The following is a 22,299-nucleotide window of genomic DNA, read 5'->3' on the forward strand; positions in this document are numbered from 1 at the left end:
ATCTAAAAGAAGAGTCGCATAATGTCATTCCAGGTCACAGCTAGCATCAAGGCAACCATGATAACTACACCAGCCATGGTGACATAGGTTTCAATTTCTTGTTTAAGGGGTTTCCGGCGGATAGCCTCTAGGATATTGAGCACAATCTTTCCACCATCCAAAGCTGGGATAGGGATCAAGTTAAAAATCCCGATATTGATGGAAATCATAGCTAGGAAGTAAAGGACATTCTCAATTCCATTTTTAGCAGCATCGCTACTTGCCTTAAAAATAGCAACGGGACCACCGAGTTTGTTCAAATCTGGATGGAAAATCAAGTTTTTCAGAGCCGAAAGGATACGGAGCCCTGAGTCAGCAGCGGTTGTAAATCCACCAACAAACATGGATAGGAGGTCTGACTTGACTTCCGGTTGAACCCCAAGAATGTAACGTCCTTGATTTTCTTCTGGAGTCACAGTAACTTGTTTTTCGCTACCATTTTCAGAAATGGTCACATCCAAGGTCGGGGCTGTCTTGTCCTTGGTATCTGCTTCCACAGCCTGGGTCAAGTCTTGCCAATTCTTAACCTCATGCGAGCCGACCTTGGTAATTTGGGCGGTCTCAGCTACGCCTACCTTAGCCAAAGCTCCCTCTGGCATGACATGAAAGAGATTAGTTTGAGTGTCTCTAACACCACCCTGCAAAAAGATCAAGATCCAAAAAACAACAACACCTAAGATAAAGTTATTCATAGGACCTGCAAAGTTGGTGATGAGCTTGCCCCAGATAGAAGCATTTTGGTACTGTACATCCAGAGGAGCGATGCGTACTTCGGTACCATCTGCCTCAACAACTGTTGCATCGTGATCCACAGCAAAGGTCTTTTCTTCTTCCAAGACCAAACCCTTGATAAAGAGCTTATCTTCAAAGTCAAACTGGGTTACCTGCATAGGAAGAGCCGTTTGATCCAGTTTCTTCCCTGAGAGGTTGATCCGTTTGACCTTACCATCATCAGTAAGTGTTAAACTGACTGGGGTTCCTGTCTTGATTTCTGTCGCATCATCGCCCCAACCAGCCATACGAACATACCCTCCTAAAGGAAGGATCCGAATGGTATAAGCAGTGCCATCCTTACCAATATGGGCAAAAATCTTGGGACCCATACCAATAGCAAATTCACGAACTAAAATGCCTGATTTCTTGGCAAAATAAAAATGTCCAAACTCATGCACCACCACGATAATCCCAAAAACGAGGATAAAGGTTAGCAATCCAATCATTCAATATTCCTTTCTTTAGAACAGGCCAAACAAGTGCATGATAGGAAAGACAACTAGCATACTGTCAAAACGATCCAACACACCACCATGCCCCGGGATAAATTTTCCTGAATCCTTGACACCGAAATGGCGTTTCATGGCACTCTCAATCAAGTCACCAAACTGACCTGCCACACTGAAGAAGGCAGCAAAGAGACTCATTCTATAAATCCCATAAGGAAGAGCAACTGTGCTGTCCACTAACATGAAGATTACCGTTATCAGTACCGCACCTAGAATACCACCGACAAAGCCCTCAATACTCTTATTAGGAGAAACTCTCGGCGCCAATTTATGTTTACCAAAATTCATCCCTGTCAGGTAGGCAGCACTATCTGTCGCCCAAACGATAAAAAGGGCCAAAAGTACCTTGTCAAAACCTGCCACCCGAGCATCTAGTAAGGCATTGAAGCCAAAACCAACATAAAAACTCACAGCAATTGGAAATGCGGCATCTTCAATCGTATAGTTTTTACTGAAAACGGTCGTCCCCAGCATAATTGTAATCAAAACACTGTAGGCAACCACATTCCCATCAACTGGTAGGAATGTCAGATAGTTTTCTAAAGGAATTGTGAGGGCAAAGGTCGCAAAGAGAGTCAAAGTCCCCTCAATGGTCATGGTATTTAGCCCTTTCATCTGCAAGAGTTCATGAACAGCCAGCATGGCTAACAAGCCAATCCCTATCTGCAACAAGAGTCCTCCCACAAACAAGACTGGAAGGAAAATAGCCAGGGCCAATACCGCAAACAATGTTCTCTTTTGTAAATCCTTGGTCATATCTTCTCCTAAACTCCTCCAAAACGGCGATTGCGACGATTATAGGCCGTAATAGCCTCCTTCAAAGATGCTTCATCAAAATCAGGCCACAAGGTATCCGTAAAATAAAGCTCGCTATAGGCTGCTTGCCATGGCAAAAAATTACTCAAACGCAACTCGCCACTCGTGCGGATAATCAAGTCCGGATCTCGCAAATCCTTTGGCAGGTGTTGCGTGAAAAGATAGTCCCCAATCATATCTTCTGTGATATCACCAGGGTTGATTTTAGCATCTAAAACATCTTGAGCCAACCCCTTAAGAGCCTGCGTAATTTCAGCACGACCACCATAATTGAGCGCAAAATTGAGAATCAAGCCCGTATTGTTCTGGGTCAACTCCTCTGCTTTTTTCAAAGCTTCAAAAGTCGGCTTAGGCAAACGGTCTGTCTCCCCAATCATCTGAATCTTAACGTTATTTGCGTGCAATTCAGGGACGTAGTTGTCATAAAACTCAACGGGCAAGTTCATGATAAACTTGACTTCTTGATCTGGACGCGTCCAATTTTCCGTTGAAAAGGCATAAACCGTGATGACCTTAACTCCCATCTTGTTAGCTGCCTTGGTTACCTTTTGGAGGGCTTCCATCCCTGCCTTATGACCAAAAACACGTGGTTGCATCCGTTTTTTTGCCCAACGACCATTCCCATCCATGATGATGCCAATATGAGCAGGAACCTGTGTTGGAACCTCGACTTCTACAGCTTTATCTTTCTTAAAAAATCCAAACATGATCTTATTCCTATTCAAAAATCTATCGTTTCATTATACCATATTTCCCTCTATTCTTCTATTGCTAAGTTTGCTGCCCCTGCTTACAGATAGACAAAAAATAAGCCGCCTGATTGGGCGACTTTATTTTATAGGGAGATTATTATGAAAAAGTTTTAGGAGTTTAAGTTAAGTTTTTCTTAACTTATGGGTTTAGTATACACCTCCTAGCTTAAATTTTTCTTAAGTTTTTTGAGAAATGAAAAATCTAAAATAAGATTGCCCACTTGAGTGTACGAAAAGTACCTCAAATCATCTCAAATAGCCAATCTAAGTCTAAAACCTAGCTTTTTCTGAAAGTCATTTCAAGCTGACACCTTTTCCCATAGTTTATAGTTGGAACTTTGCCTCATCAGTTACTTTCATAATGCACTTATCTATCAAATCATGTATTCTACACTATAGGTGGCATCTGATAAGATACGAGCTAGAAACTGCTTGGTTCGTTCTTCTTGTGGACGACTAAAGAAATCGTGGGGATTATTCTCCTCTACGATACGGCCTCCGTCCATGAAAATAACGTGGTTAGCGACATCCCTAGCAAATCCCATCTCATGTGTGACGACCACCATGGTCACACCTTCTCCCGCCAACTGTTTCAGAACATCCAAAACATCTCCAACCAACTCAGGGTCTAGTGCAGATGTTGGTTCATCGAGTAAAATCACCTCGGGCTTGACGGCAATGGCACGCGCAATTCCTATTCGTTGTTGTTGCCCTCCAGATAGCTGGGAAGGGTAGTAGTCTTTATAGGCCAGTAAACCAACTTTTTCCAAGGCAGATTCTGCACGTTTGAGCGCTTCTCCCTTAGGTACTTTACGAGCGACGATAAGGCCTTCTAGAATATTTTCCAGAGCAGTTTTATTTGCAAAGAGATTGTAGTGTTGGAAAACAAAGGCTGTTTTTTGGCGAATTTCTAAAATGTCTTTCTTGCTCAATTTGGCTAAGTCATAGGTCTTTCCTGCCAAGGTCAAACGGCCACTGTCAGCTTTTTCTAAGTGGTTGAGACAACGGAGAAAGGTCGTTTTCCCCGAACCCGATGGTCCTAAGATAACGACTACATCCCCTTGGTTGACCTGGAGATTGACATCCTCCAGAACCTGTCTCTCACCAAATGTTTTTGCGATATGTTCTACTTGTAACATCCTGTCCTCCTATACAAAACGCGCGCTAGATGCTTTTGCACTTTTTTCTTTTTTCACATAGCCTTTCTCCAGTAGGGAGAAGCACCACTGAATCAAACCACAGATCAAAATATACTGCAAAAAGATCACAAAATAAGACTCAAAATACTGGTAGCCGTAGGATGCTTCCACACGGGCAATAGCGGTGATGTCCTTGATGGTCATGACAAAGACCAGGGAGGTCCCTTTGACGATATTGATCACCAGATTGGCCAAGTTAGGCAAGGCTGAGCGCAAGGCTTGTGGAAAAACAATCCTTAGATAGGCCTGGGTTGTAGTCAGCCCAATCGCATGCGCTGCCTCTAGTTGTCCCTTGTCCACCGTCAAGATGGCTGAACGCAAAATCTCCGACAAACTCCCGACTGTCATCAAACTATAAATGATAAAGGCATAATAGAGAGGATCAAGCTTGAAAATATCAAAGTCACTTCCTATGCTTTTGAAAAATTGATTCAGCAAACTTGGAAACAAACTATAAAAGAAGAGGATCAATAAAATCGGTGGAGTCGCTCGGATAAAAGCCAGATAGACTAGAGAAAAACTCCTCACCCCTCGAATCTTGTAAATCTGCCCCAAGGCTAAAAATAGAGCAGGTAAAAAGCTTAAGACCATAGCCACAATCATGATAATCAAGGTGATTGGCACACCCTTCAAGGTCTCCAGAAAGGTCTTTACAATATAGTCTATATCCATTTCTTACCTCCCTTTTGTTTCCAAAGACTTCTCAAGCAAACGACTCAAGCTAGAAATAACCAAGGCAATCCCCCAATAAAGAAGCGCAACTGCCGTATAAGTTTCCAGAGAGTAGTTTCCTAAATTGCGACTAATCAAGAGATTGCCTGCCCCCATAACATCAACAAAACCAATCGTATAAGCCAAGGCAGCATCCCGCATGAGATTGAGAATAGCAGTCGTTATATTGGGAAGAGCAACTTGAAAAGCTTGGGGAAAAATGATTCTCCAAAAAGTCTGAGTTGGGGTCAAACCAATACTAAGTCCGGCCTCTGTCTGTCCCTTTGGAATAGCTTGATAGGCCGCCTTGAAAACCTCAGCAACAATAGCCGCAAACAAGAGAATCATCGTCAGGAGAACAAAAATAGTTTTAGACCAGTTGTTGATATCCAAACCAAGCCACCATTTCAGAAATTCTGGCAAGCCATAAAAGACTAGAAAAAGCAAGACAATCGGAGGTGTACAACGAAGGGTAAAGATATAGCCTTTGGAAATCGCTGCAAAACTCTTGTCTTCTCCTACTTGCGCCCAGGCCAAGAGACCTCCAAAAAGGGAACCAAGAAGAGTGGTAAAAAAGAGAATGGACAAGGTCATAGGAAGTGCCTGCCATAAGGTTGGCAAAAACTGAAAGACCTTGGAAAAATCATAAGAAACCATGCAAAACCCTTTCTAGTCTTGGAATTTCTGGTCTAGTCTTTGTCTACATAACTAAAGACATCTTCTTTAAAGTATTGCTGAGATAGCTTAGCAAGCGTGCCATCTTCTTTCAACTCTTTGATTGCTTTTTCGTATTCTTTAGCGAATTTCTCACCCTTTTCATCACGGTGAATCAAGGGGTAAGTTGGAATACCCTTGTAAGGGAACCAGCTGAGTTTATCCGCATATTGGTGGTAAGGGCCATCTTCTGCGGTAACTGCTTTTTCAAAGGACAGTTTGATATCAAAGAAGGCGTCATAACGTCCTTCTAAGACCCAGGCATAGGCATCTGCCACTTTAAAGGATTCAGCTGCTGTTAGCTCAATCGGTGCATCCTGATGTTTTTCATTGTAGCTGGTGATGACATTCCATTGAGCATTCTGTGGAGAGATGGGAACCAATTTCCCTTTATTCTTAGCAAAGTCATCAATGGTTTTGTATTTCTGTTCATCTTCTTTTCTGACAGTAAATCCGATGATGCTCGCTCCGACTGGTTCAGATGGAATGACAAACTTTTTAGCTCGTTCGTCTGTGTACCAAGCTCCCTTGGTTCCGATGTCATACTTGCCTGATTCCAGACCAATCAAGAGGTCGTCATCACTGGTACCCGTATATTCAAATTTATAGTTTGCCAACTTCTCATCAACAGCCTTCAAAACAGCTACTTCATAACCATCTGATTCCCCTTTTTCACTGACAAAGTCATAAGGTACATAGTTTTGTGTATGGGCAACCTTCAAGGTTATGACCTCACCAGATGAAGCCGTTTCTCCATCCTTGGCTGGAGCGCCAGCTAAACTTCTCCCGATAATCGTTGCCCCAATTACTGCAACAACTGCTACACCACCGATAATCCATGCTTTTTTACTCATCTTTTTCTCCTTTAGTTTTCAAGCGCTTCTCTCACCCACTGGATACGTTCAACTGCGATATCACTTGGAATGGTACAATCTGCTCCAAGTACCAAGCCCTGTTCCCCAGCTTCTGCAACTAGTTTCTTTGCCTCAGCCAGAATGGCATCCTTGCTACCAGTATACAGCAAGCCTGTCTTACCATTTTCGAATCCTCCAAGAACCGTACGTCCCTTGAAAATCTCACGACCTTCCTTGAGAGTAATTCCCTCTGGTCCTACAGCCCAGTTAAAGACTTGGGCTGGATAGTCTGCAAAAAGGTGAATATCATTTCGCGCTCCCTCGTAGCCACAGATATGAAGAACAGTGACGCCACCAACAGCACTAGCTGCTTCCAGAACAGTTATCTCGCTAGGTGCAATGACGGCTTGATACTCTGCTGCCGACACTCGTTGATCTTGGATACTCTGCACGCTGAGGTAGATTCCATCAGCACCAGCCTCTTCGATGACAGCTCGACTGAGACTCGCAATATCTTCTGCAATCACATCCAACACCTTCTTCAGAGCTTCAGGATCTTCCACCAGAAAGTCTGCAATGAGGTCATCTCCACCAGACACTTCCCCAAGCAACCACTTGAGATAGGTCACAGGAGCAAAAATATTGTAAATCGCAACGATATCTTCTGTAAACTCTTGCTTGATTTTCTTAACCAAGTCAACCTGCTCTTTTATCCAAGCGTGATCTGGTCCGAGTGGTTGAATGGTCGCCAATTCTTGAAGTGATTTTCCTTTGGCAACCGCTGGATTTGGATAAGCAAAGTAGCCATCACTCATGAGTTTGATAAAGTCTGGCTGAACTTCTCGGATAAAGCGCTTATGGCCCTCGATATTCTTCTCGATAATGGCTGGATTTGAAAATCCGTGTAGCCATTCGTCTTCTGATGTGAAATGGTGCCAAAAGCCAACTGGCACACGATCAACCTTCTCACCTTTAAATGCTTTTAAAACCCATTCTCTTTTTTCTGACATTCTTATTCTCCATTTCTTACTTTTTTAACTAATAAACTGCTTGCAATATCATTCGAGCGTAGAAAGGGGAGACTGGACTTGGAAAAATCCTGAACTCCATGACATCTCTCTCCATTTTTACAGTGCCCATTTTTTACGACACTTATGGCAACCAAGGCCAGCAAACCGACAACTGCAATGAAGATGCCCCATCTTTTACTTTTCATAGCTCCTCCTTTTAGAGAACAGCTGCCTGCCGAATCCAGTCCAACCTCTCTAAGTCAAAGTCATCTGGAACAGTACAGTCAGCTCCCAGAAGAACGCCTTTACTACCCGCTTCAGCCAGCAACCGCCTTGTTTCATTTTGCAATTCCGCCTTGGAACCTTGATAAAGCAAGCTTTTCTTGCCATTTTCAAATCCACCTAAAACGGCCTTACCTGGAAACAACTCTTGCCCCTGTGTCAAACTAACGTCCTCATGGTGGGTCGCCCAGTTGACCACTTGAGCTGGATAATCCTTAAATATCGTCACATCATTGCTCGCACCTTCAAAACCACAGATATGGAGGATATTGGTCCCACCCACCTGATTGGCTGCCTCTAAAATCGCTATATTGCTCGGTTCGATGTAGGTTTGATATAGTGCTGGTGTGATGCGCTCATCTTGAATTTCCTGGGTGCTAAGGTAAATCCCGTCAACACCACCTTCCTGGATGATTTTCTGAGTTAGGATAGCAATATCTCCTGCAATCACATCTAGAATAGCTCTGAATTTCTCAGGATTTTCAAGCAATAGTTCAGCCACTTCCCTATCTCCTCGAGAAGTTTCTGTACGGAACCAGCGCTTGAGGTAGGAAATCGGTGAAAAGATATTGTAGAAAGAAGCAATCTCCTCGGTAAAGGTCTCTCGAATCGCTTGTACCACTTCCACCTGTTGCTGAATCCATGGGTGTTCCTCACCAATCGACTCAATAGAAGTCAGCTCCTGAATGTTTGCGATCTTAGGACTATAGACATTACTTGGATAAAGGAAAAAACCGTCGCTCATGATTTTGACAAAATCAGGACAAATCCTTTCCACATAGTTGCGATGCCCGTCAACACTCTTTTGAAAGATACGTGGATTATTTAATCCCTGCCCCTTTTCTTCGAGTGTTACAAAATGAAACCAAAATCCCACAGGAACTCTTTCCACTTCATCGCCTCGAATCGCTCTAAAGACTAAATCTCTTTTACTTGCCATACCTTTCTCCTTCCATTTGGATTGAAACCATCTTACCACTCCTTTTCCCCTTTTCCCAATATATATTGACTATTGACTTGATTGGGAATTTTTATATCTCTAACGAAAAAAATCCCTGAAAAGCTTGAAGTTACTAGCCTTTCAAAGATTCACTTTATTTTCATCTATTTTTCAAAAAGAAGCTGATATAGATTTTCTATCAAGCCGATTGGATTTTTTTATACCCCCTCTTTCATGGAAAAGTAAGCACGTATTTTCGGCGCCACTTGTGTGCCAAAGAGTTCAATAGCTCTCAGAACCTGGTCATGTGGCATGGAACCAAGCGGTAGATGGAGCATAAAGCGGTCCAAGTCTAAATCCTCAATCATGCGAATCAATTTTTCTGCGACCTGGTCTGGATTTCCCACAAACATAGCACCATTTGGCCCAACTTGCTCCAAATATTGCTCATAGGTCAACTCCTGCCAGTGTGGACGGTCCTTGGAAATTGCATCCACCACTTGCTTGGTCGGATGGAAATAATCTTTTACAGCCCGCTCGCCATCTTCAGCAATCCAGCCCCAAGAATGAGCGCCCACTTTCAGATTTTTTTCAGCATGACCGGCCTCCCTACCAATCTCACGATAAGCTTGAATCAATTTCTTGAAATAACGCGGATTGCCACCGATAATGGCATATACAATCGGTAGCCCCGCCTGAGCTATCTTCACTGTTGACTCTACATAACCACCTGTCGCCACCCACAATGGCAATTTGTCCTGAACTGGACGGGGATAAACTTCTTTTCCAGCAATGCTTTGGGTCAATTGTCCCTGCCAGTTCACTTTGGTGCTTTCATTTGCCAGCTGAAGCAGATCTAACTTTTCATCAAAGAGAGCTTCGTAGTCTTTCAAGTCATAGCCAAACAGAGGGAAGGACTCGGTGAATGAACCACGCCCAGCCATAATCTCTGCACGTCCATTTGACAAGGCATCAATGGTGGCATATTGTTGGAACAAGCGAATCGGATCCATACTCGAGAGTATGCTGACTGCACTGGTCAAACGAATTTTCTTGGTATTGACTGCACCAGCTGCAAGAACAATCTCTGGCGCCGATACCGCAAAGTCCTCCCGATGATGCTCCCCAATCCCGTACACATCCAAACCAACCTTATCAGCCAGCTCAATTTCTGCCACCAACTGACGAATGCGTTCATCATGACTGTAAATCTGCCCAGTCGCTTCTAGAGCTGTTGTTTCACCAAATGTTGAAATTCCTAATTCTACCATCCTGTTTCCTCGCTATCTCTTTTAGTTTTAGGGTATTTTATCACTAATTAGTTTTATTTTCAATAAATTTGCTCATTAGAAAAAGCCTAGATCAACTAGACTTTCTTGGTTTATTCTACTGTTACTGACTTAGCAAGATTACGCGGTTTGTCCACATCAAGGCCACGGTGGAGTGTTGCAAAGTAAGCGACTAATTGCGTTGGTACGACCATTGAGATTGGTGAGAGGTAAGGGTGTACGGTCGTTAGGACGATATCGTCTGTATCTTTGGCAACATTTTCTTCTGCGATGGTAAGAACCTTAGCACCACGTGCTGCAACCTCTTGGATATTTCCACGAGTGTGGTTAGCAAGGACTGGATCTGACAAGAGGGCCAAAACAGGTGTCCCCTCTTCAATCAAGGCAATAGTTCCGTGCTTGAGTTCTCCTGCCGCAAAACCTTCACACTGGATATAAGAAATCTCTTTGAGTTTGAGACTGGCTTCCATGGCTACATAGTAGTCTTGACCACGTCCGATGTAAAAGGCGTTGCGAGTTGTTTCAAGAAGCTCTCGAACCTTGGCATCAATCGTTTCCTTCTCAGAAAGGGTTGATTCGATAGACTGAGCCACGATAGACAGCTCACGAATCAGATCAAAGGCTTGTGCTTTAGCATTGCCATTTGCTTCACCGACTGCTTTTGCAAGGAAGGCAAGGGCTGCAATTTGCGCTGTATAAGCCTTAGTTGATGCTACGGCGATTTCAGGACCCGCGTGAAGGAGCATGGTATGGTTGGCTTCGCGTGAAAGGGTTGAACCTGGCACGTTTGTCACTGTCAAGCTTGGGATGCCTAATTCATTGGCCTTGACCAAAACTTGACGGCTGTCAGCTGTTTCACCAGACTGGCTGATAAAGATAAAGAGTGGTTTCTTGCTGAGAAGTGGCATACCATAGCCCCACTCAGATGAAATTCCAAGTTCTACTGGTGTATCTGTCAATTCTTCCAGCATCTTCTTAGAAGCAAATCCTGCATGGTAAGATGTTCCAGCTGCAAGGATGTAGATGCGGTCCGCATCTTGAACAGCCTTAATGATAGCTGGGTCTACTACTACTTGACCAGCCTCATCTGTATAGGCTTGGATGAGTTTACGCATCACAGTTGGTTGCTCATCGATTTCCTTGAGCATGTAGTAAGGGTAAGTCCCCTTCCCGATATCTGACAAGTCGAGTTCGGCAGTGTAGCTAGCACGCTCACGGCTGTTGCCATCATAGTCTTGAACTTCGACACTATCAGCCTTGACGATTACCAACTCTTGGTCATGAATTTCCATGTATTGGTTAGTCTCACGAATCATAGCCATAGCATCTGAGCAGACCATATTATAGCCTTCTCCAAGACCAATCAAAAGTGGTGATTTATTTTTCGCCACATAGATGACATCTGGTTTTTCAGAGTCAATCAAGGCAAAGGCATAAGAACCACGGATGATGTGAAGGGCTTTTTTGAAAGCTTCAAGAACTGAAAGACCTTTTTCTTCTGCAAATTTTCCAATCAAGTGCACTGCGATTTCCGTATCTGTTTGCCCCTTGAAGTGGTGATCTGCAAGGTATTCTTCCTTGATCTCAAGGTAGTTTTCAATCACCCCATTGTGCACCAAGACAAAGCGTCCTGTCTCAGAGCGGTGTGGGTGAGCATTATCTTCAGTTGGTTTCCCGTGAGTCGCCCAACGCGTATGTCCGATACCAGTTGTTCCCTCAACACCAGTAGTTTTAGCAGACAATTCAGCGATACGGCCAACAGCCTTGACTAGATGATTTTCAGCACCACCTAGGACAAAAATTCCCGCAGAATCATAGCCACGGTATTCAAGCTTTTCAAGCCCTTGAATCAAAATATCAGTTGCATTTGTGTTTCCAACAACACCAACAATTCCACACATAGTATATACGACACAGACCAGCTGTGCTTTCCCCTTAAATTGGTATAGTCTGATTTTCCTTTTACAGAACCAGCAAAGACAGTATATACTTGTTTTTCTCGCTTGTCAAGTATAAAAATTGGTATAGCTTTTTAAAATGCCATCAGAGCAAGATTTCACTTGAGAACTGACAAGTAGGATTCGATTACTTATAATAGAGAGAGGAGGTAGTTACCATGTGGTTTTTCTTCGCACTTTTATCTGCTGTCTTTGCAGCCTTAACTTCTATTTTAGCCAAGATTGGGATTGAGGGAGTTCCGTCCAATCTAGCAACAGCCATTCGTACGGTCGTCGTCATCCTAATGGCTTGGGCTATGGTTTTCTTGACCAATAGTCAGACTGAGATTGTCAACATCAGTAGAAAAAGTTGGCTCTTTCTCATCCTGTCTGGTTTGGCAACGGGTGCCTCCTGGCTCTGCTACTACAAGGCCTTGCAGATGGGCAATGCGACTGAGGTATCTGCTGTCGATAAGTTTAGTCTCGTCATTACACTCGTTTTAGCCTTTTTCTTTCTACAGGATGTCCTGACGTTTAAAACAATCATTGGCTGCATCTTGATTACGATTGGGACCTTGGTGATGATTTTGTAATCATCTCCCTCTCCATATATGACCTCCCCAAAAAGTTAGATAGCTTTTTGGGGTATTTTGTTATGTCTAAATTTATAGGTACAGGGAATCAGCTTCAAGCGTCTAGCAAAAAGGAGAGAACCAAATTGGTTCCCTCCAAGATGAATTTTTTCATCAACCCATTACAGTTGATATAAAAACTAATTATCTCAGGTGGCTAACTTCGACTTGAAATTTTGCCTTTCTAAATCTGAATGTGGTAAACCGATGATCGACTTTTGACTAATCTAAGAGCATCATGGAATCAATAAACAATTTCTTTGTGAAATAACCATTTTTTATTAAGTAAGCTGTATATTTTGCTCTTGTGACCATTTGATCATACTCTTCTGCCGTACATTCCTGAACCATGCGGCTAGCTTCTTCCAAACTGGACACGACAAAGCCCAAACCTTTCTCACGGATATAATCCGCATTAGAAAGATAGTCTGGCACAACCACTGGAATACCCGCGGCCAGATAAGTTGTCAACTTATAAGAAACATTTTCTTTGTAGTAGTCACGCTCTTCCGCAGGATTTTCGGAATTTCCCCATACTAGGCCAAAGCCTCCTCCTTTAGACAACTCCAACAATAATTCCTGCTGAGTTCGCCAACCTTCAAGGTGGACTTTGGAATAATCTACTCCTTCTGCTCTCGTAGCATAAACATGAAGGGGGGTACTGTGTTTCCAGTCAACAATATGTGGAAAACGAGATGGATCTCCTGAGAAGATTAATTTTTTCTCAAATTTTGGAGTATAGAGTTCCAAACCATGGGGAAGATCCCAAAGTTTTTGAACAACGTAGTTCTTGACGGTTAATCCCTCTGAAACGAGTTTCTGGTACATTTGTTCTGATGGTACTACCACCACATCACACTTGTTGTACATGTCAATGTGGGCCTTCATAAGATAATAATTGCTCTCAAACATTAGTGGCTGAACATCATGGATAAACATCACCATTTTTACATGAGAAAGCTTTAACTTTTCTATCAAGTGATTGTCCCATTCAACACTATTCCATGAAGGAGATTGGAAAAAAACGACATCTCCGTAAGATACCCCCGCGACAATCCCATCCATCCGCGAGTTCAGTTCTTCCCACGGTTCATGGCTTGCATCATAAAAATAGATTCCCAGCTCATTAACTCCAAACTCTCGAACAATTTTCATGACATTGTTCTGTGCCATTAAGGCCACACTCGTTGATGCTTGCCCAAATAAATTTGTGAAATGTACTTTCATTGTTTTCTAAATCCTCGTCTCAGTAATTTCTCTAAACATTGTATCATAATTTACGACTTTTCAAAAGCGTTTATATACCAATTTTCAAGCTCAAGTTAGTTACTTGGGATAATTTTTCAGGAGTCTTATCTTCCAAGAACAATAAGGATTGCCTTAATAGATGTTTTTCTCACTCAATCTCACAAATTCGGTATCTTTGTTAGTATGATAGATTGAATGAATTTTTCCTATTGAGTATATAATTTTTTGTACCTTTAGATTTCTCTGTTTATCTTGTGATGATTACAAACTCACATATAGAATTCTTATGTAATCAAGTCACTAACTTCTTTTCAAAGATTTGAGAAAGTGAGGTTTTTCCATTTTTCTTGCCAATTTTTCTTGGACAAGCGCTCTTGATAGAGCTTCATTCGGTCTTCATTATCTAGGAAATGAGGAGTTGGAGAAACTTGAAAGTTCAAGATATCCTCGAGTCCATAGGGCGCGAAGAGCTCTAAAGTTGCATCAGCATACAAGCGAAGACCTACCGCCGTACAGCGTTCCGGATATTTACTCATGGCATCACGAGAACTCATGTAGGGCGCAGTGTGGGGACTGTGCTGATGCATATAGACCTGATTTTTCAACTCCCACTGATACTGGGGGAAATCCTCTCTCAGCTTTTTCTCTAGGGATACTGTTTCCTCATAAGAAACATCTGGATCAAAGAAAATCACATCCACATCCGTCTCACTATCAAAAGGGGATTTATCTGACAAGAGATTCCAAATAAAATTCCTGACAGAACCTGCTGCCAACCACGAGTCTTTCAGACCAAGATCTCGGATGATGGTCAGAATAGCCATTATATCTGGATTTCCTCTGAAAGCATCTAGAGTTTCTTGCTCATTTTTCATTGTATTCATAGCCTAAATGCTCATATGCCTTAGCTGTCGCCACCCGTCCTGAACGGGTTCGCATGATAAATCCTTTTTGGATAAGGTAGGGTTCGTACATGTCTTCAACCGTCTCACGCTCCTCAGCAATATTAACAGAAAGAGTTCCCAGCCCGACAGGACCTCCACCATACATCTCAATCATGGTACGAAGAATTTTTTGGTCCACATAGTCCAAACCTTCATGGTCTACATCTAGCATGGTCAAAGCCTTATCGGTAATCACATCATCAATCAAGCCGTCACCCATAATCTGGGCAAAGTCGCGCACGCGCTTGAGGAGACGATTGGCAATACGGGGAGTTCCTCGACTACGTAAGGCCAACTCAGCAGCTGCCTCATGAGTGATTTCCATCTCAAAAATATCTGCCGTTCGTTCAACAATTTCCGTCAAGTCAGCGTGGGCATAGTATTCCATATGACCCGTAATCCCAAAACGTGCTCGTAGAGGGTTTGAAAGCATACCCGCACGGGTCGTCGCTCCGATTAAGGTGAATGGCGGCAAGTCCAAATGGACACTGCGACTGCCTTCTCCAGCCCCAATCATAATGTCAATGTAGAAGTCCTCCATGGCACTATAAAGCACCTCTTCTACTGACATGGGCAAGCGATGAATCTCGTCAATAAAGAGGACGTCCCCAGGCTCCAAATCATTCAAAATCGCTACCAGATCACCCGCTTTTTCAATGACAGGACCAGACGTTTGCTTGAGATTGACACCTAATTCGTTAGCAATGACAAAGGCCATGGTCGTTTTCCCCAAACCTGGAGGCCCAAATAAGAGCACATGGTCCAGCGCTTCATCCCGCATTTTGGCAGCTTCGATAAAGATTTGCAGCTGGTCCTTGACCTTATCCTGCCCGATATATTCACGTAAGTATTGAGGACGGAGCGTACGTTCTACTAACTCCTCATCCCCCATTATCTCATTATCTAAAATTCTATTCATGTTTCCATTATATCAAAAATCCAAGCCACAAACAAAAAAGCCACCTGATTGGGTGGCTTCTTTAGGGAGATTATTATGAAAAAGAAAGGATTAGGATTTCATTAAATAAAGTTAGGAGGTCTTTATCTAATGGCTATATGATACACGAGGAGACTTAAAATTACCTTAACTTTTTTCTGATTTATTATTTTTTTAATTTTCCCCAAATGAAATTTCCTTTCTCAAGTCACAAAAAAGCCACCTGATTGGGTGACTTCTTTAGGAGATTATGATGAAAAAGAAAAGTTTGGGATTTCATTAAATAAAGGGTACTCAATGAAAATCGAAATCAGACTAGGCAGATAGACGCAAGCATAACTATAGTTAGCTAAGTCGACTCTAACGAAGGTTGATGAGATTTTCGAAGAGTATTAGGAGGTCTTTATTTAATGACTATATAATACACGAGGAGACTTAAACTTTACTTAAGAAAAATAATTATTTTTATTTTTTTCGATCCACCCAAATCATTCCTGTGCAATTATAAGTAGATAAGGTTTCAAAACCCAGAGAACGATAGAATCCCAAGGTTTTTTCTGTCTGTTCGGTCACTAGTTGGACTTGATAGGCATCTTTGTAATCAGCTAAAGCCTCTTTCATCAAGGCACTGCCAATTCCTTGGTGCTGATAAGTAGGCAAAACGATCAAATCCTGAACAAAAATCGACGAAAAACCATCTCCGACCAAACGAACCAAGCCCACCACGGCATTGCCATCAAGTGCCAGATAAATCGCTAATGAGTGAGACAAGGCCTTCTCCAGCATCTGAGGTTGATGGGTATAATTTGTCCAACCGACTGCCTGATAGAGATGCAAAACATCATTTATATTTACTAATTCTTGCTTTCTAACGGTAATCATGTCAACACCTCTTAGATTTCTCTCAAACTCTTGTACTGCCGTCCATTCTTGTCAAAATTTTTAGGAGCCAGCCATGCTTCCAAACGAGCTTTGACTTGAGGCCAGTCCTTATCAATCATAGAGAGCCAATCCGTATCCCTCGTACGCCCCTTATAAACAACTGCCTGACGGAAGGTTCCTTCATAGACAAAGCCCAAACGTTCCGCAGCTCGTCTTGATGGAAGATTTAGAGCGTCGCATTTCCACTCATAGCGACGATAGTTGAGTTCCTCAAAAACATAGCGAGCCAAGAGATACTGGGCTTCTGTTCCTATCCTCGTCCCCTTAAGTGCTGGTGAAAAGGTGACGGCACCCACTTCTATTACTCGGTTATTCTGGTCAATGCGCATGAGAGAAAAAGTTCCCAAGGCCTTACCAGTTGCCTTGTCTATAATCGCATAGTAAAAACGATCCTTACGAGCCAACATCTGATTTAAGACGGTGACCAGTCCCGCCATATCTGCCATCGGCTCCTGAAAGAGGTAGGTCCACATCTCCCGAGGCGTATCTGGACCATAGACAGCTAGCAAATCCTCCGCATGCTTTTCCACTGAAAGAGCTTCTATCCGAGCGTAGCGCCCTTCTAAGAAATCAATGGCAGGCAATTCACCTGGTGTATAACCTTCCATTGACTCACCAATCATCTGACCATATTCGTTTACTGGCATCGTTTTTCTCCTTGATTCACTTTTCAAACTTTACAGTTGCACATAGTATATCATACTTTCATATCAAGATTCAAAAAATCCTCCAGATTCTATCTCTGAAGGATTCCTATCTTATTTCACAACGATATTAACGAGTTTAGTTGGCTTCAATGGTCCAGTGGACTATTGAAGGTGGCAGATAGGGCTAATAAACTCGTTATTTAACAACGATATTAACGAGTTTGTTAGGTACCGCAATCACCTTCACGATTTCCTTGCCGTCAATCTCCGCTTTGACTTTTTCGTCAGCCAGAGCAATTTCTTGCAATTCTTCGCGTGATAGGTCTTTAGCAACCATCAATTTGGCACGAACTTTTCCTTTGATTTGGACGACGATTTCGATTTCGTCTTCAACCAATTTGCTTTCGTCCCATGTTGGCCAAGCCACGTAAGAGATGGATTCACCTGTTGCTGCAACAATTTGCCAGAGTTCTTCTGCCAAGTGAGGTGCAAATGGGGCAATCAATTGGATAAAGCCTTTGGCATAGTCCACATAGAGTTTGTCTTCCTTATTAGCAGCGTTGACAAAGACCATAAGTTGGGCAATGGCTGTGTTGAATTTCATGGATTCGATTTGTTCAGTGACAGATTTGACCGTTTCATTGTAAACCTTGTCGAGAGCGCCATTATTTTCCGCAGCGATTTCTTTACTTGTAATCAAACGGTAAACACGGTCAAGGAACTTACGGCTTCCTTCCAAACCTTCTTCTGACCAAGCAATCGAAGCGTCAAGTGGTCCCATGAACATTTCGTAGACACGCAGGGTATCGGCACCGTATTGTTCCACCACGTCGTCTGGGTTGACAACGTTCTTGAGGGATTTAGACATCTTAGCTGGTGCTTGCTCCAACTCTTCTCCTGTTTCCACATGGAAGAAGGATCCGTCACGTTTTTCAACCTTGTCAGTCGCCACAAGCGCACCACGGTGATCACGGTAGCTAGTTCCCAAAATCATACCTTGGTTAAAGAGTTTTTGGAATGGTTCCTTAGTCGGAACAACTCCAATATCATAGAGGAATTTGTGCCAGAAACGAGCATAGAGCAAGTGAAGTACAGCGTGCTCTGCACCGCCCACGTAGATATCTACTGGCAACCATTGTTTGAGGAGATCCTCATCGGCCAATTTTTCTGTGTTATGTGGGTCGATATAGCGGAGGTAGTACCAACTTGAACCTGCCCATTGTGGCATAGTGTTTGTTTCACGACGACCTTTGACACCATCTTCACGAGTCACTTCAAGCCAGTCTGTCAAGTTAGCCAATGGGCTTTCCCCTGTACCTGAAGGACGGATATCCTTGGTGACTGGCAAGACAAGTGGCAATTCACTTTCAGGAACAGCTGTTGAAGTCCCATCTTCCCAATGAATGATTGGAATTGGCTCACCCCAGTAACGTTGACGACTAAAGAGCCAGTCACGGAGACGGTAGGTCACCTTCTCTTGACCACAGCCTGCTTCTTCCAACCAAGCTACAATTTTAGTAATAGCGTCTTCTTTGTTCAGCCCATCTAAGAAGCCTGAATTGACATGAAGACCGTCTTCAGTATAGGCAGCTTCTGCTACATTTCCACCTTCAAGCACTTCTACGATTGGAAGACCAAACTGTTTAGCAAATTCCCAGTCACGTTGGTCATGGGCAGGCACGGCCATGACAGCACCTGTTCCATAGCTAGCAAGAACATAGTCTGCTATCCAGATTGGGATTTCCTTGTCATTGACAGGGTTGATGGCATAAGCACCAGTCCAAACCCCAGTTTTTTCCTTGGCAAGGTCGGTACGAGCCAAGTCTGACTTGAGGCTGGCTTGATGTTTGTAGTCAACTACAGCCTCTGCTTGCTCTGGGCTTGTAATCGCGTCAACCAAATCATGCTCAGGAGCCAAGACTGTGAAAGTCGCACCGAAAAGAGTGTCAGGACGAGTGGTAAAGACGGTAAATTCCTTGTCCGTTCCCTTAACTTTAAAGGTTACATTAGCACCAGTGGATTTGCCAATCCAGTTGCGTTGCATATCCTTGATAGATTCTGGCCAATCCAACTCATCCAAGTCATTGAGCAAGCGCTCTGCATAGGCAGTGATTTTAAGCATCCATTGACGCATTGGTTTGCGGACAACGGGATAGCCACCACGCTCAGAAGTTCCGTCAGGAAGCACTTCTTCGTTGGCGATAGCTGTTCCCAACTCTTCAACCCAGTTTACAGGCACTTCGGCTTCATAGGCCAAGCCTTTTTCGTAAAGCTTAGTGAAAATCCATTGCGTCCACTTATAGTAGTTTGGATCTGTTGTGTTAACCTCACGATCCCAGTCATAAGAGAAGCCAAGCGCATTGATTTGACGTTTGAAGTTGGCAATGTTTTCCGCTGTAAATTCTGCTGGGTCATTCCCCGTATCCATAGCGTATTGCTCTGCAGGCAAACCAAAGGCATCCCAACCCATTGGATGAAGGACATTGTAGCCTTGCGCACGTTTGTAACGGCTGAGAATATCCGTTGCTGTATAACCTTCTGGGTGTCCTACGTGCAATCCAGCTCCTGATGGATATGGGAACATGTCCAGAGCATAAAACTTCGGTTTTGAGGCATCTGTTCCTGTCTTAAATGTATGATGTTTCGCCCAGTAGCCCTGCCACTTAAGCTCGATTTCCTTATGATTGTAAAAACTCATGCTATTTCTCCAATTTTATGATGTTACTATTATACCATTTTTGGGGGAATTTGAAAGTCGAGAAAGAATCTTTTCCCCTCCATTATCAAGAAAGATTGGCTCTGAAAACACTCTTGCTAAACTGAATAAAAATAGCTCCTATGCGGAGCTATCTTGATCAATGCTTATTTTCTTCCATCTTCTCACGTCCCAGTTCCCGATAACAACGGTCACCGACGACATCGACTGTAAACTGGCCGTTCTCGTATTCTAGGATGGTCACACTACCATTATCCAAGCCATGTGGGTGCATGCCATTGATGAGGTAAACCATCGTACCAATGGTCATCCCGTGACTCACAACGAGAGCATTGCCCCCTCCGTGTTCTTCCATTTCTTTGGCAATCGCTTCAAAACCTTCCTTAATTCGACCACTGAGTTTTTCCCAACCTTCAGCCCAGCCTGCAGTATCAACCTCAACTAGACCTTCTGCTAGCTCTGCATAGGACAACTGATGAACATGGTCTACATTGAAAATTCTCGGAATCAACCCCATAAAGAGGTCCCCATCATAGGCTCCATCAAAACTACCAAAGCACCACTCACGGATTCGCTTATCCATTCGATAAGGAATTTTCCCCTGCAAACCAAGTTCTTCTAGGATAATTCCCATGGTTTGAATAGTACGCCCTGAATCGCTGGAATAAGCTCTGTCAAACTGCAAACCAGACTCTCTCAAGCCAATTCCCAGTTCATGGATTCCCAACTCACCTTCTGCGGTTAGAGGCGTATCACTCCATCCTTGAGCACGTCCAATCGTGTTAAACATCGTTTTACCATGACGGATCAAGTACAATCTTACTTTAGACATTTTCTATCCTCCATTTTCTTCTATTATATCATGGAACAAAGAAATATTCGGCTTTCAACAGTAAAGTCCGCTCTCGTAATTTTCCCACAAGAAAAGCTACCCTAACGGTAGCTTTCCTAGGAGATTATTATGAAAAAGTTTAGGATTCTAATTAAATAAAGTTAGGAGATCTTTATTTAATGATTATAGTATACACAGTCATCCTTAAACCCAACTTAAATCCTCTCTCTTTTATTAATTTTTAAAACTATGGATAGGAGCAGGAATTTGCCCACCGCGAGAGATGAAATCAACAGACGAAGCCTCGTTGACCTTCATAACTGGAGCAGTTCCTAGCAAGCCACCAAACTCAATCATATCGCCTTCTTTGCCCTTTGGAATAATACGGACGGCCGTTGTCTTCATGTTAATGACACCAATTGCTGCCTCATCCGCAATCATAGCCGCAATGGTTTCAGCAGGTGTATCTTCCGGAATGGCAATCATATCCAGCCCAACAGAACAGATAGCCGTCATGGCTTCTAGTTTTTCTAAATTCAGAGAGCCATTTTGCACCGCAGCAATCATCCCCTCATCTTCAGAAACGGGGATAAAAGCACCTGACAAGCCACCGACTTGGTTACAAGCCATCACTCCGCCCTTTTTAACTTGGTCATTCAAAAGAGCGAGGGCAGCCGTCGTCCCATGCGTGCCAACTGTTTCTAGTCCCATTTCCTCAAGGACACGAGCCACAGAATCTCCAACTGCAGGAGTAGGTGCCAAACTTAGGTCGACAATTCCAAAGTCAACACCAAGGCGTTCACTCGCCATTTGCCCAACCAATTGACCGATACGAGTAATCTTGAAGGCCGTTTTCTTGACTGTTTCCGCTACTACATCAAAGCTCTGTCCACGAACTTTTTCCAAGGCACGCTTGACAACTCCCGGACCAGAAACACCGACATTGATGATAACATCTGCTTCACCGACACCGTGGAAGGCTCCCGCCATAAAAGGATTATCCTCAACGGCGTTAGCAAATACGACCAACTTGGCAGCTCCCATATCCGATAAGCTCGCTGTTTCCTTGATAATACGTCCCATATCTGCGACCGCAGTCATGTTGATGCCTGACTTGGTTGAGCCGATATTGACAGACGAACAAACCTTGTCTGTCTCAGCTAGAGCTCGTGGGATAGAATTGATGAGAATCTCATCTCCTTTTTGGTAGCCTTTTTGTACCAAGGCCGAAAAACCACCAATAAAGTCAACACCAATCTCCTTAGCCGCCCTATCAAGAGCCTTTGCCAAAACGACATAGTCCGTCGCATCTGTCGCTGCTCCAATCAATGAAATCGGAGTCACCGATACTCGTTTATTGACAATCGGAATCCCAAGTTCTGCAGCAATTTCGTCTCCTACAGCCACTAGATTTGCTGCTTTAGTCGTGATTTTTTGGTAAATCTTATCAGCAGCACGTTCAATATCTGGATCGATACAGTCCAAAAGAGAAATCCCCATGGTGATGGTTCTGATATCGAAGTTCTGCTCTTCGATCATGGCAATGGTTTCCGTAACTTGTCTAATATCCATGAT

Annotated in this window: 21 protein-coding genes; 1 reads left to right on the forward strand and 20 read right to left on the reverse strand. The window is 43.3% G+C overall.

Features of this window, described 5'->3' with window-relative positions; translation table 11 throughout:
* Window positions 1-2: 2 nt before the first annotated feature.
* The 12 genes from rseP to glmS all read right to left on the reverse strand — a co-directional run bounded on the left by rseP (window position 3) and on the right by glmS (window position 11,790).
* Window positions 3-1,259, reverse strand: a complete 1,257-nt coding sequence (gene rseP, locus MK403_RS03095) for an RIP metalloprotease RseP (RefSeq protein ID WP_143989952.1) — start codon at window positions 1,257-1,259, stop codon at window positions 3-5.
* A 15-nt stretch (window positions 1,260-1,274) separates the two neighbouring features.
* Entirely contained in the window at window positions 1,275-2,078 is an 804-nt protein-coding gene (locus tag MK403_RS03100; RefSeq protein WP_143989953.1) for a phosphatidate cytidylyltransferase, read from the reverse strand.
* 8 nt (window positions 2,079-2,086) lie between these two features.
* Window positions 2,087-2,845 (reverse strand): isoprenyl transferase, encoded by a 759-nt coding sequence (locus MK403_RS03105; RefSeq protein WP_125415460.1) that lies wholly within the window; start codon window positions 2,843-2,845, stop codon window positions 2,087-2,089.
* Window positions 2,846-3,264: 419 nt separating this feature from the next.
* Entirely contained in the window at window positions 3,265-4,029 is a 765-nt protein-coding gene (locus tag MK403_RS03110) for an amino acid ABC transporter ATP-binding protein (RefSeq protein WP_268708932.1), read from the reverse strand.
* A gap of 9 nt (window positions 4,030-4,038) precedes the next feature.
* Window positions 4,039-4,761 (reverse strand): amino acid ABC transporter permease, encoded by a 723-nt coding sequence (locus MK403_RS03115; protein WP_268708933.1) that lies wholly within the window; start codon window positions 4,759-4,761, stop codon window positions 4,039-4,041.
* A 3-nt stretch (window positions 4,762-4,764) separates the two neighbouring features.
* Complete coding sequence (locus MK403_RS03120; RefSeq protein ID WP_268708934.1) at window positions 4,765-5,457, reverse strand: amino acid ABC transporter permease; 693 nt, start codon at window positions 5,455-5,457, stop codon at window positions 4,765-4,767.
* A gap of 32 nt (window positions 5,458-5,489) precedes the next feature.
* The gene (locus MK403_RS03125) at window positions 5,490-6,368 is read right to left on the reverse strand and encodes a transporter substrate-binding domain-containing protein (protein ID WP_268708935.1); all 879 of its coding nucleotides are present in this window, start codon (window positions 6,366-6,368) and stop codon (window positions 5,490-5,492) included.
* 11 nt (window positions 6,369-6,379) lie between these two features.
* Window positions 6,380-7,378, reverse strand: coding sequence for a uroporphyrinogen decarboxylase family protein (locus MK403_RS03130; protein ID WP_268708936.1), 999 nt, complete (start codon window positions 7,376-7,378; stop codon window positions 6,380-6,382).
* 2 nt (window positions 7,379-7,380) lie between these two features.
* Window positions 7,381-7,584, reverse strand: coding sequence for a hypothetical protein (locus tag MK403_RS03135; RefSeq protein ID WP_143989960.1), 204 nt, complete (start codon window positions 7,582-7,584; stop codon window positions 7,381-7,383).
* Window positions 7,585-7,595: 11 nt separating this feature from the next.
* Window positions 7,596-8,600 carry a uroporphyrinogen decarboxylase family protein gene (locus tag MK403_RS03140; protein WP_268708937.1) on the reverse strand — a complete coding sequence of 335 codons (1,005 nt, stop codon included), beginning with the start codon at window positions 8,598-8,600 and terminating at the stop codon, window positions 7,596-7,598.
* 218 nt (window positions 8,601-8,818) lie between these two features.
* A complete protein-coding gene (locus MK403_RS03145; protein ID WP_125453690.1) occupies window positions 8,819-9,871 on the reverse strand; it encodes an LLM class flavin-dependent oxidoreductase in 1,053 nt (350 codons plus the stop codon).
* 110 nt (window positions 9,872-9,981) lie between these two features.
* The gene (glmS, locus tag MK403_RS03150; RefSeq protein WP_131199940.1) at window positions 9,982-11,790 is read right to left on the reverse strand and encodes a glutamine--fructose-6-phosphate transaminase (isomerizing); all 1,809 of its coding nucleotides are present in this window, start codon (window positions 11,788-11,790) and stop codon (window positions 9,982-9,984) included.
* Between the two features lie 215 nt (window positions 11,791-12,005).
* On the opposite strand from glmS, the gene MK403_RS03155 reads away from it, so the two are divergent.
* Window positions 12,006-12,419 (forward strand): EamA family transporter, encoded by a 414-nt coding sequence (locus MK403_RS03155; RefSeq protein ID WP_000264215.1) that lies wholly within the window; start codon window positions 12,006-12,008, stop codon window positions 12,417-12,419.
* 261 nt (window positions 12,420-12,680) lie between these two features.
* On the opposite strand, the gene MK403_RS03160 is transcribed toward MK403_RS03155, so the two are convergent.
* The 8 genes from MK403_RS03160 to MK403_RS03195 all read right to left on the reverse strand — a co-directional run bounded on the left by MK403_RS03160 (window position 12,681) and on the right by MK403_RS03195 (window position 22,296).
* Entirely contained in the window at window positions 12,681-13,685 is a 1,005-nt protein-coding gene (locus tag MK403_RS03160) for a sugar transferase (protein WP_268708938.1), read from the reverse strand.
* A 332-nt stretch (window positions 13,686-14,017) separates the two neighbouring features.
* Window positions 14,018-14,590, reverse strand: a complete 573-nt coding sequence (locus MK403_RS03165; protein ID WP_268708939.1) for a nucleotidyltransferase family protein — start codon at window positions 14,588-14,590, stop codon at window positions 14,018-14,020.
* Window positions 14,571-15,569 carry a Holliday junction branch migration DNA helicase RuvB gene (ruvB, locus tag MK403_RS03170; RefSeq protein ID WP_084945736.1) on the reverse strand — a complete coding sequence of 333 codons (999 nt, stop codon included), beginning with the start codon at window positions 15,567-15,569 and terminating at the stop codon, window positions 14,571-14,573. Before ruvB ends, MK403_RS03165 begins: the two co-directional genes overlap by 20 nt.
* 483 nt (window positions 15,570-16,052) lie before the next feature.
* Window positions 16,053-16,469 carry a GNAT family N-acetyltransferase gene (locus MK403_RS03175; protein ID WP_125415454.1) on the reverse strand — a complete coding sequence of 139 codons (417 nt, stop codon included), beginning with the start codon at window positions 16,467-16,469 and terminating at the stop codon, window positions 16,053-16,055.
* An 11-nt stretch (window positions 16,470-16,480) separates the two neighbouring features.
* The gene (locus MK403_RS03180) at window positions 16,481-17,176 is read right to left on the reverse strand and encodes a GNAT family N-acetyltransferase (RefSeq protein WP_038804629.1); all 696 of its coding nucleotides are present in this window, start codon (window positions 17,174-17,176) and stop codon (window positions 16,481-16,483) included.
* 196 nt (window positions 17,177-17,372) lie between these two features.
* Window positions 17,373-19,874 carry a leucine--tRNA ligase gene (gene leuS / locus MK403_RS03185; protein ID WP_268708940.1) on the reverse strand — a complete coding sequence of 834 codons (2,502 nt, stop codon included), beginning with the start codon at window positions 19,872-19,874 and terminating at the stop codon, window positions 17,373-17,375.
* Between the two features lie 157 nt (window positions 19,875-20,031).
* Window positions 20,032-20,724 carry a histidine phosphatase family protein gene (locus MK403_RS03190; RefSeq protein WP_125415452.1) on the reverse strand — a complete coding sequence of 231 codons (693 nt, stop codon included), beginning with the start codon at window positions 20,722-20,724 and terminating at the stop codon, window positions 20,032-20,034.
* A gap of 234 nt (window positions 20,725-20,958) precedes the next feature.
* Window positions 20,959-22,296, reverse strand: coding sequence for a PFL family protein (locus MK403_RS03195; protein WP_125415451.1), 1,338 nt, complete (start codon window positions 22,294-22,296; stop codon window positions 20,959-20,961).
* Window positions 22,297-22,299 lie beyond the last annotated feature (3 nt).

The sequence above is a fragment of the Streptococcus oralis genome (assembly GCF_026782285.1).
Lineage (GTDB): Bacteria > Bacillota > Bacilli > Lactobacillales > Streptococcaceae > Streptococcus > Streptococcus oralis_CG.

Coding starts and splice junctions, on each gene's coding strand:
- MK403_RS03145 (WP_125453690.1), bottom strand. CDS start 9,871: ATGGTAGAATTAGGAATTTCAACATTTGGTGAAACAACAGCTCTAGAA.
- MK403_RS03160 (WP_268708938.1), bottom strand. CDS start 13,685: ATGAAAGTACATTTCACAAATTTATTTGGGCAAGCATCAACGAGTGTG.
- MK403_RS03100 (WP_143989953.1), bottom strand. CDS start 2,078: ATGACCAAGGATTTACAAAAGAGAACATTGTTTGCGGTATTGGCCCTG.
- MK403_RS03115 (WP_268708933.1), bottom strand. CDS start 4,761: ATGGATATAGACTATATTGTAAAGACCTTTCTGGAGACCTTGAAGGGT.
- MK403_RS03125 (WP_268708935.1), bottom strand. CDS start 6,368: ATGAGTAAAAAAGCATGGATTATCGGTGGTGTAGCAGTTGTTGCAGTA.
- MK403_RS03175 (WP_125415454.1), bottom strand. CDS start 16,469: ATGATTACCGTTAGAAAGCAAGAATTAGTAAATATAAATGATGTTTTG.
- MK403_RS03105 (WP_125415460.1), bottom strand. CDS start 2,845: ATGTTTGGATTTTTTAAGAAAGATAAAGCTGTAGAAGTCGAGGTTCCA.
- MK403_RS03130 (WP_268708936.1), bottom strand. CDS start 7,378: ATGTCAGAAAAAAGAGAATGGGTTTTAAAAGCATTTAAAGGTGAGAAG.
- rseP (WP_143989952.1), bottom strand. CDS start 1,259: ATGATTGGATTGCTAACCTTTATCCTCGTTTTTGGGATTATCGTGGTG.
- MK403_RS03135 (WP_143989960.1), bottom strand. CDS start 7,584: ATGAAAAGTAAAAGATGGGGCATCTTCATTGCAGTTGTCGGTTTGCTG.
- MK403_RS03155 (WP_000264215.1), top strand. CDS start 12,006: ATGTGGTTTTTCTTCGCACTTTTATCTGCTGTCTTTGCAGCCTTAACT.
- leuS (WP_268708940.1), bottom strand. CDS start 19,874: ATGAGTTTTTACAATCATAAGGAAATCGAGCTTAAGTGGCAGGGCTAC.
- MK403_RS03140 (WP_268708937.1), bottom strand. CDS start 8,600: ATGGCAAGTAAAAGAGATTTAGTCTTTAGAGCGATTCGAGGCGATGAA.
- MK403_RS03110 (WP_268708932.1), bottom strand. CDS start 4,029: ATGTTACAAGTAGAACATATCGCAAAAACATTTGGTGAGAGACAGGTT.
- MK403_RS03195 (WP_125415451.1), bottom strand. CDS start 22,296: ATGGATATTAGACAAGTTACGGAAACCATTGCCATGATCGAAGAGCAG.
- glmS (WP_131199940.1), bottom strand. CDS start 11,790: ATGTGTGGAATTGTTGGTGTTGTTGGAAACACAAATGCAACTGATATT.
- MK403_RS03190 (WP_125415452.1), bottom strand. CDS start 20,724: ATGTCTAAAGTAAGATTGTACTTGATCCGTCATGGTAAAACGATGTTT.
- MK403_RS03180 (WP_038804629.1), bottom strand. CDS start 17,176: ATGCCAGTAAACGAATATGGTCAGATGATTGGTGAGTCAATGGAAGGT.
- MK403_RS03165 (WP_268708939.1), bottom strand. CDS start 14,590: ATGAATACAATGAAAAATGAGCAAGAAACTCTAGATGCTTTCAGAGGA.
- MK403_RS03120 (WP_268708934.1), bottom strand. CDS start 5,457: ATGGTTTCTTATGATTTTTCCAAGGTCTTTCAGTTTTTGCCAACCTTA.
- ruvB (WP_084945736.1), bottom strand. CDS start 15,569: ATGAATAGAATTTTAGATAATGAGATAATGGGGGATGAGGAGTTAGTA.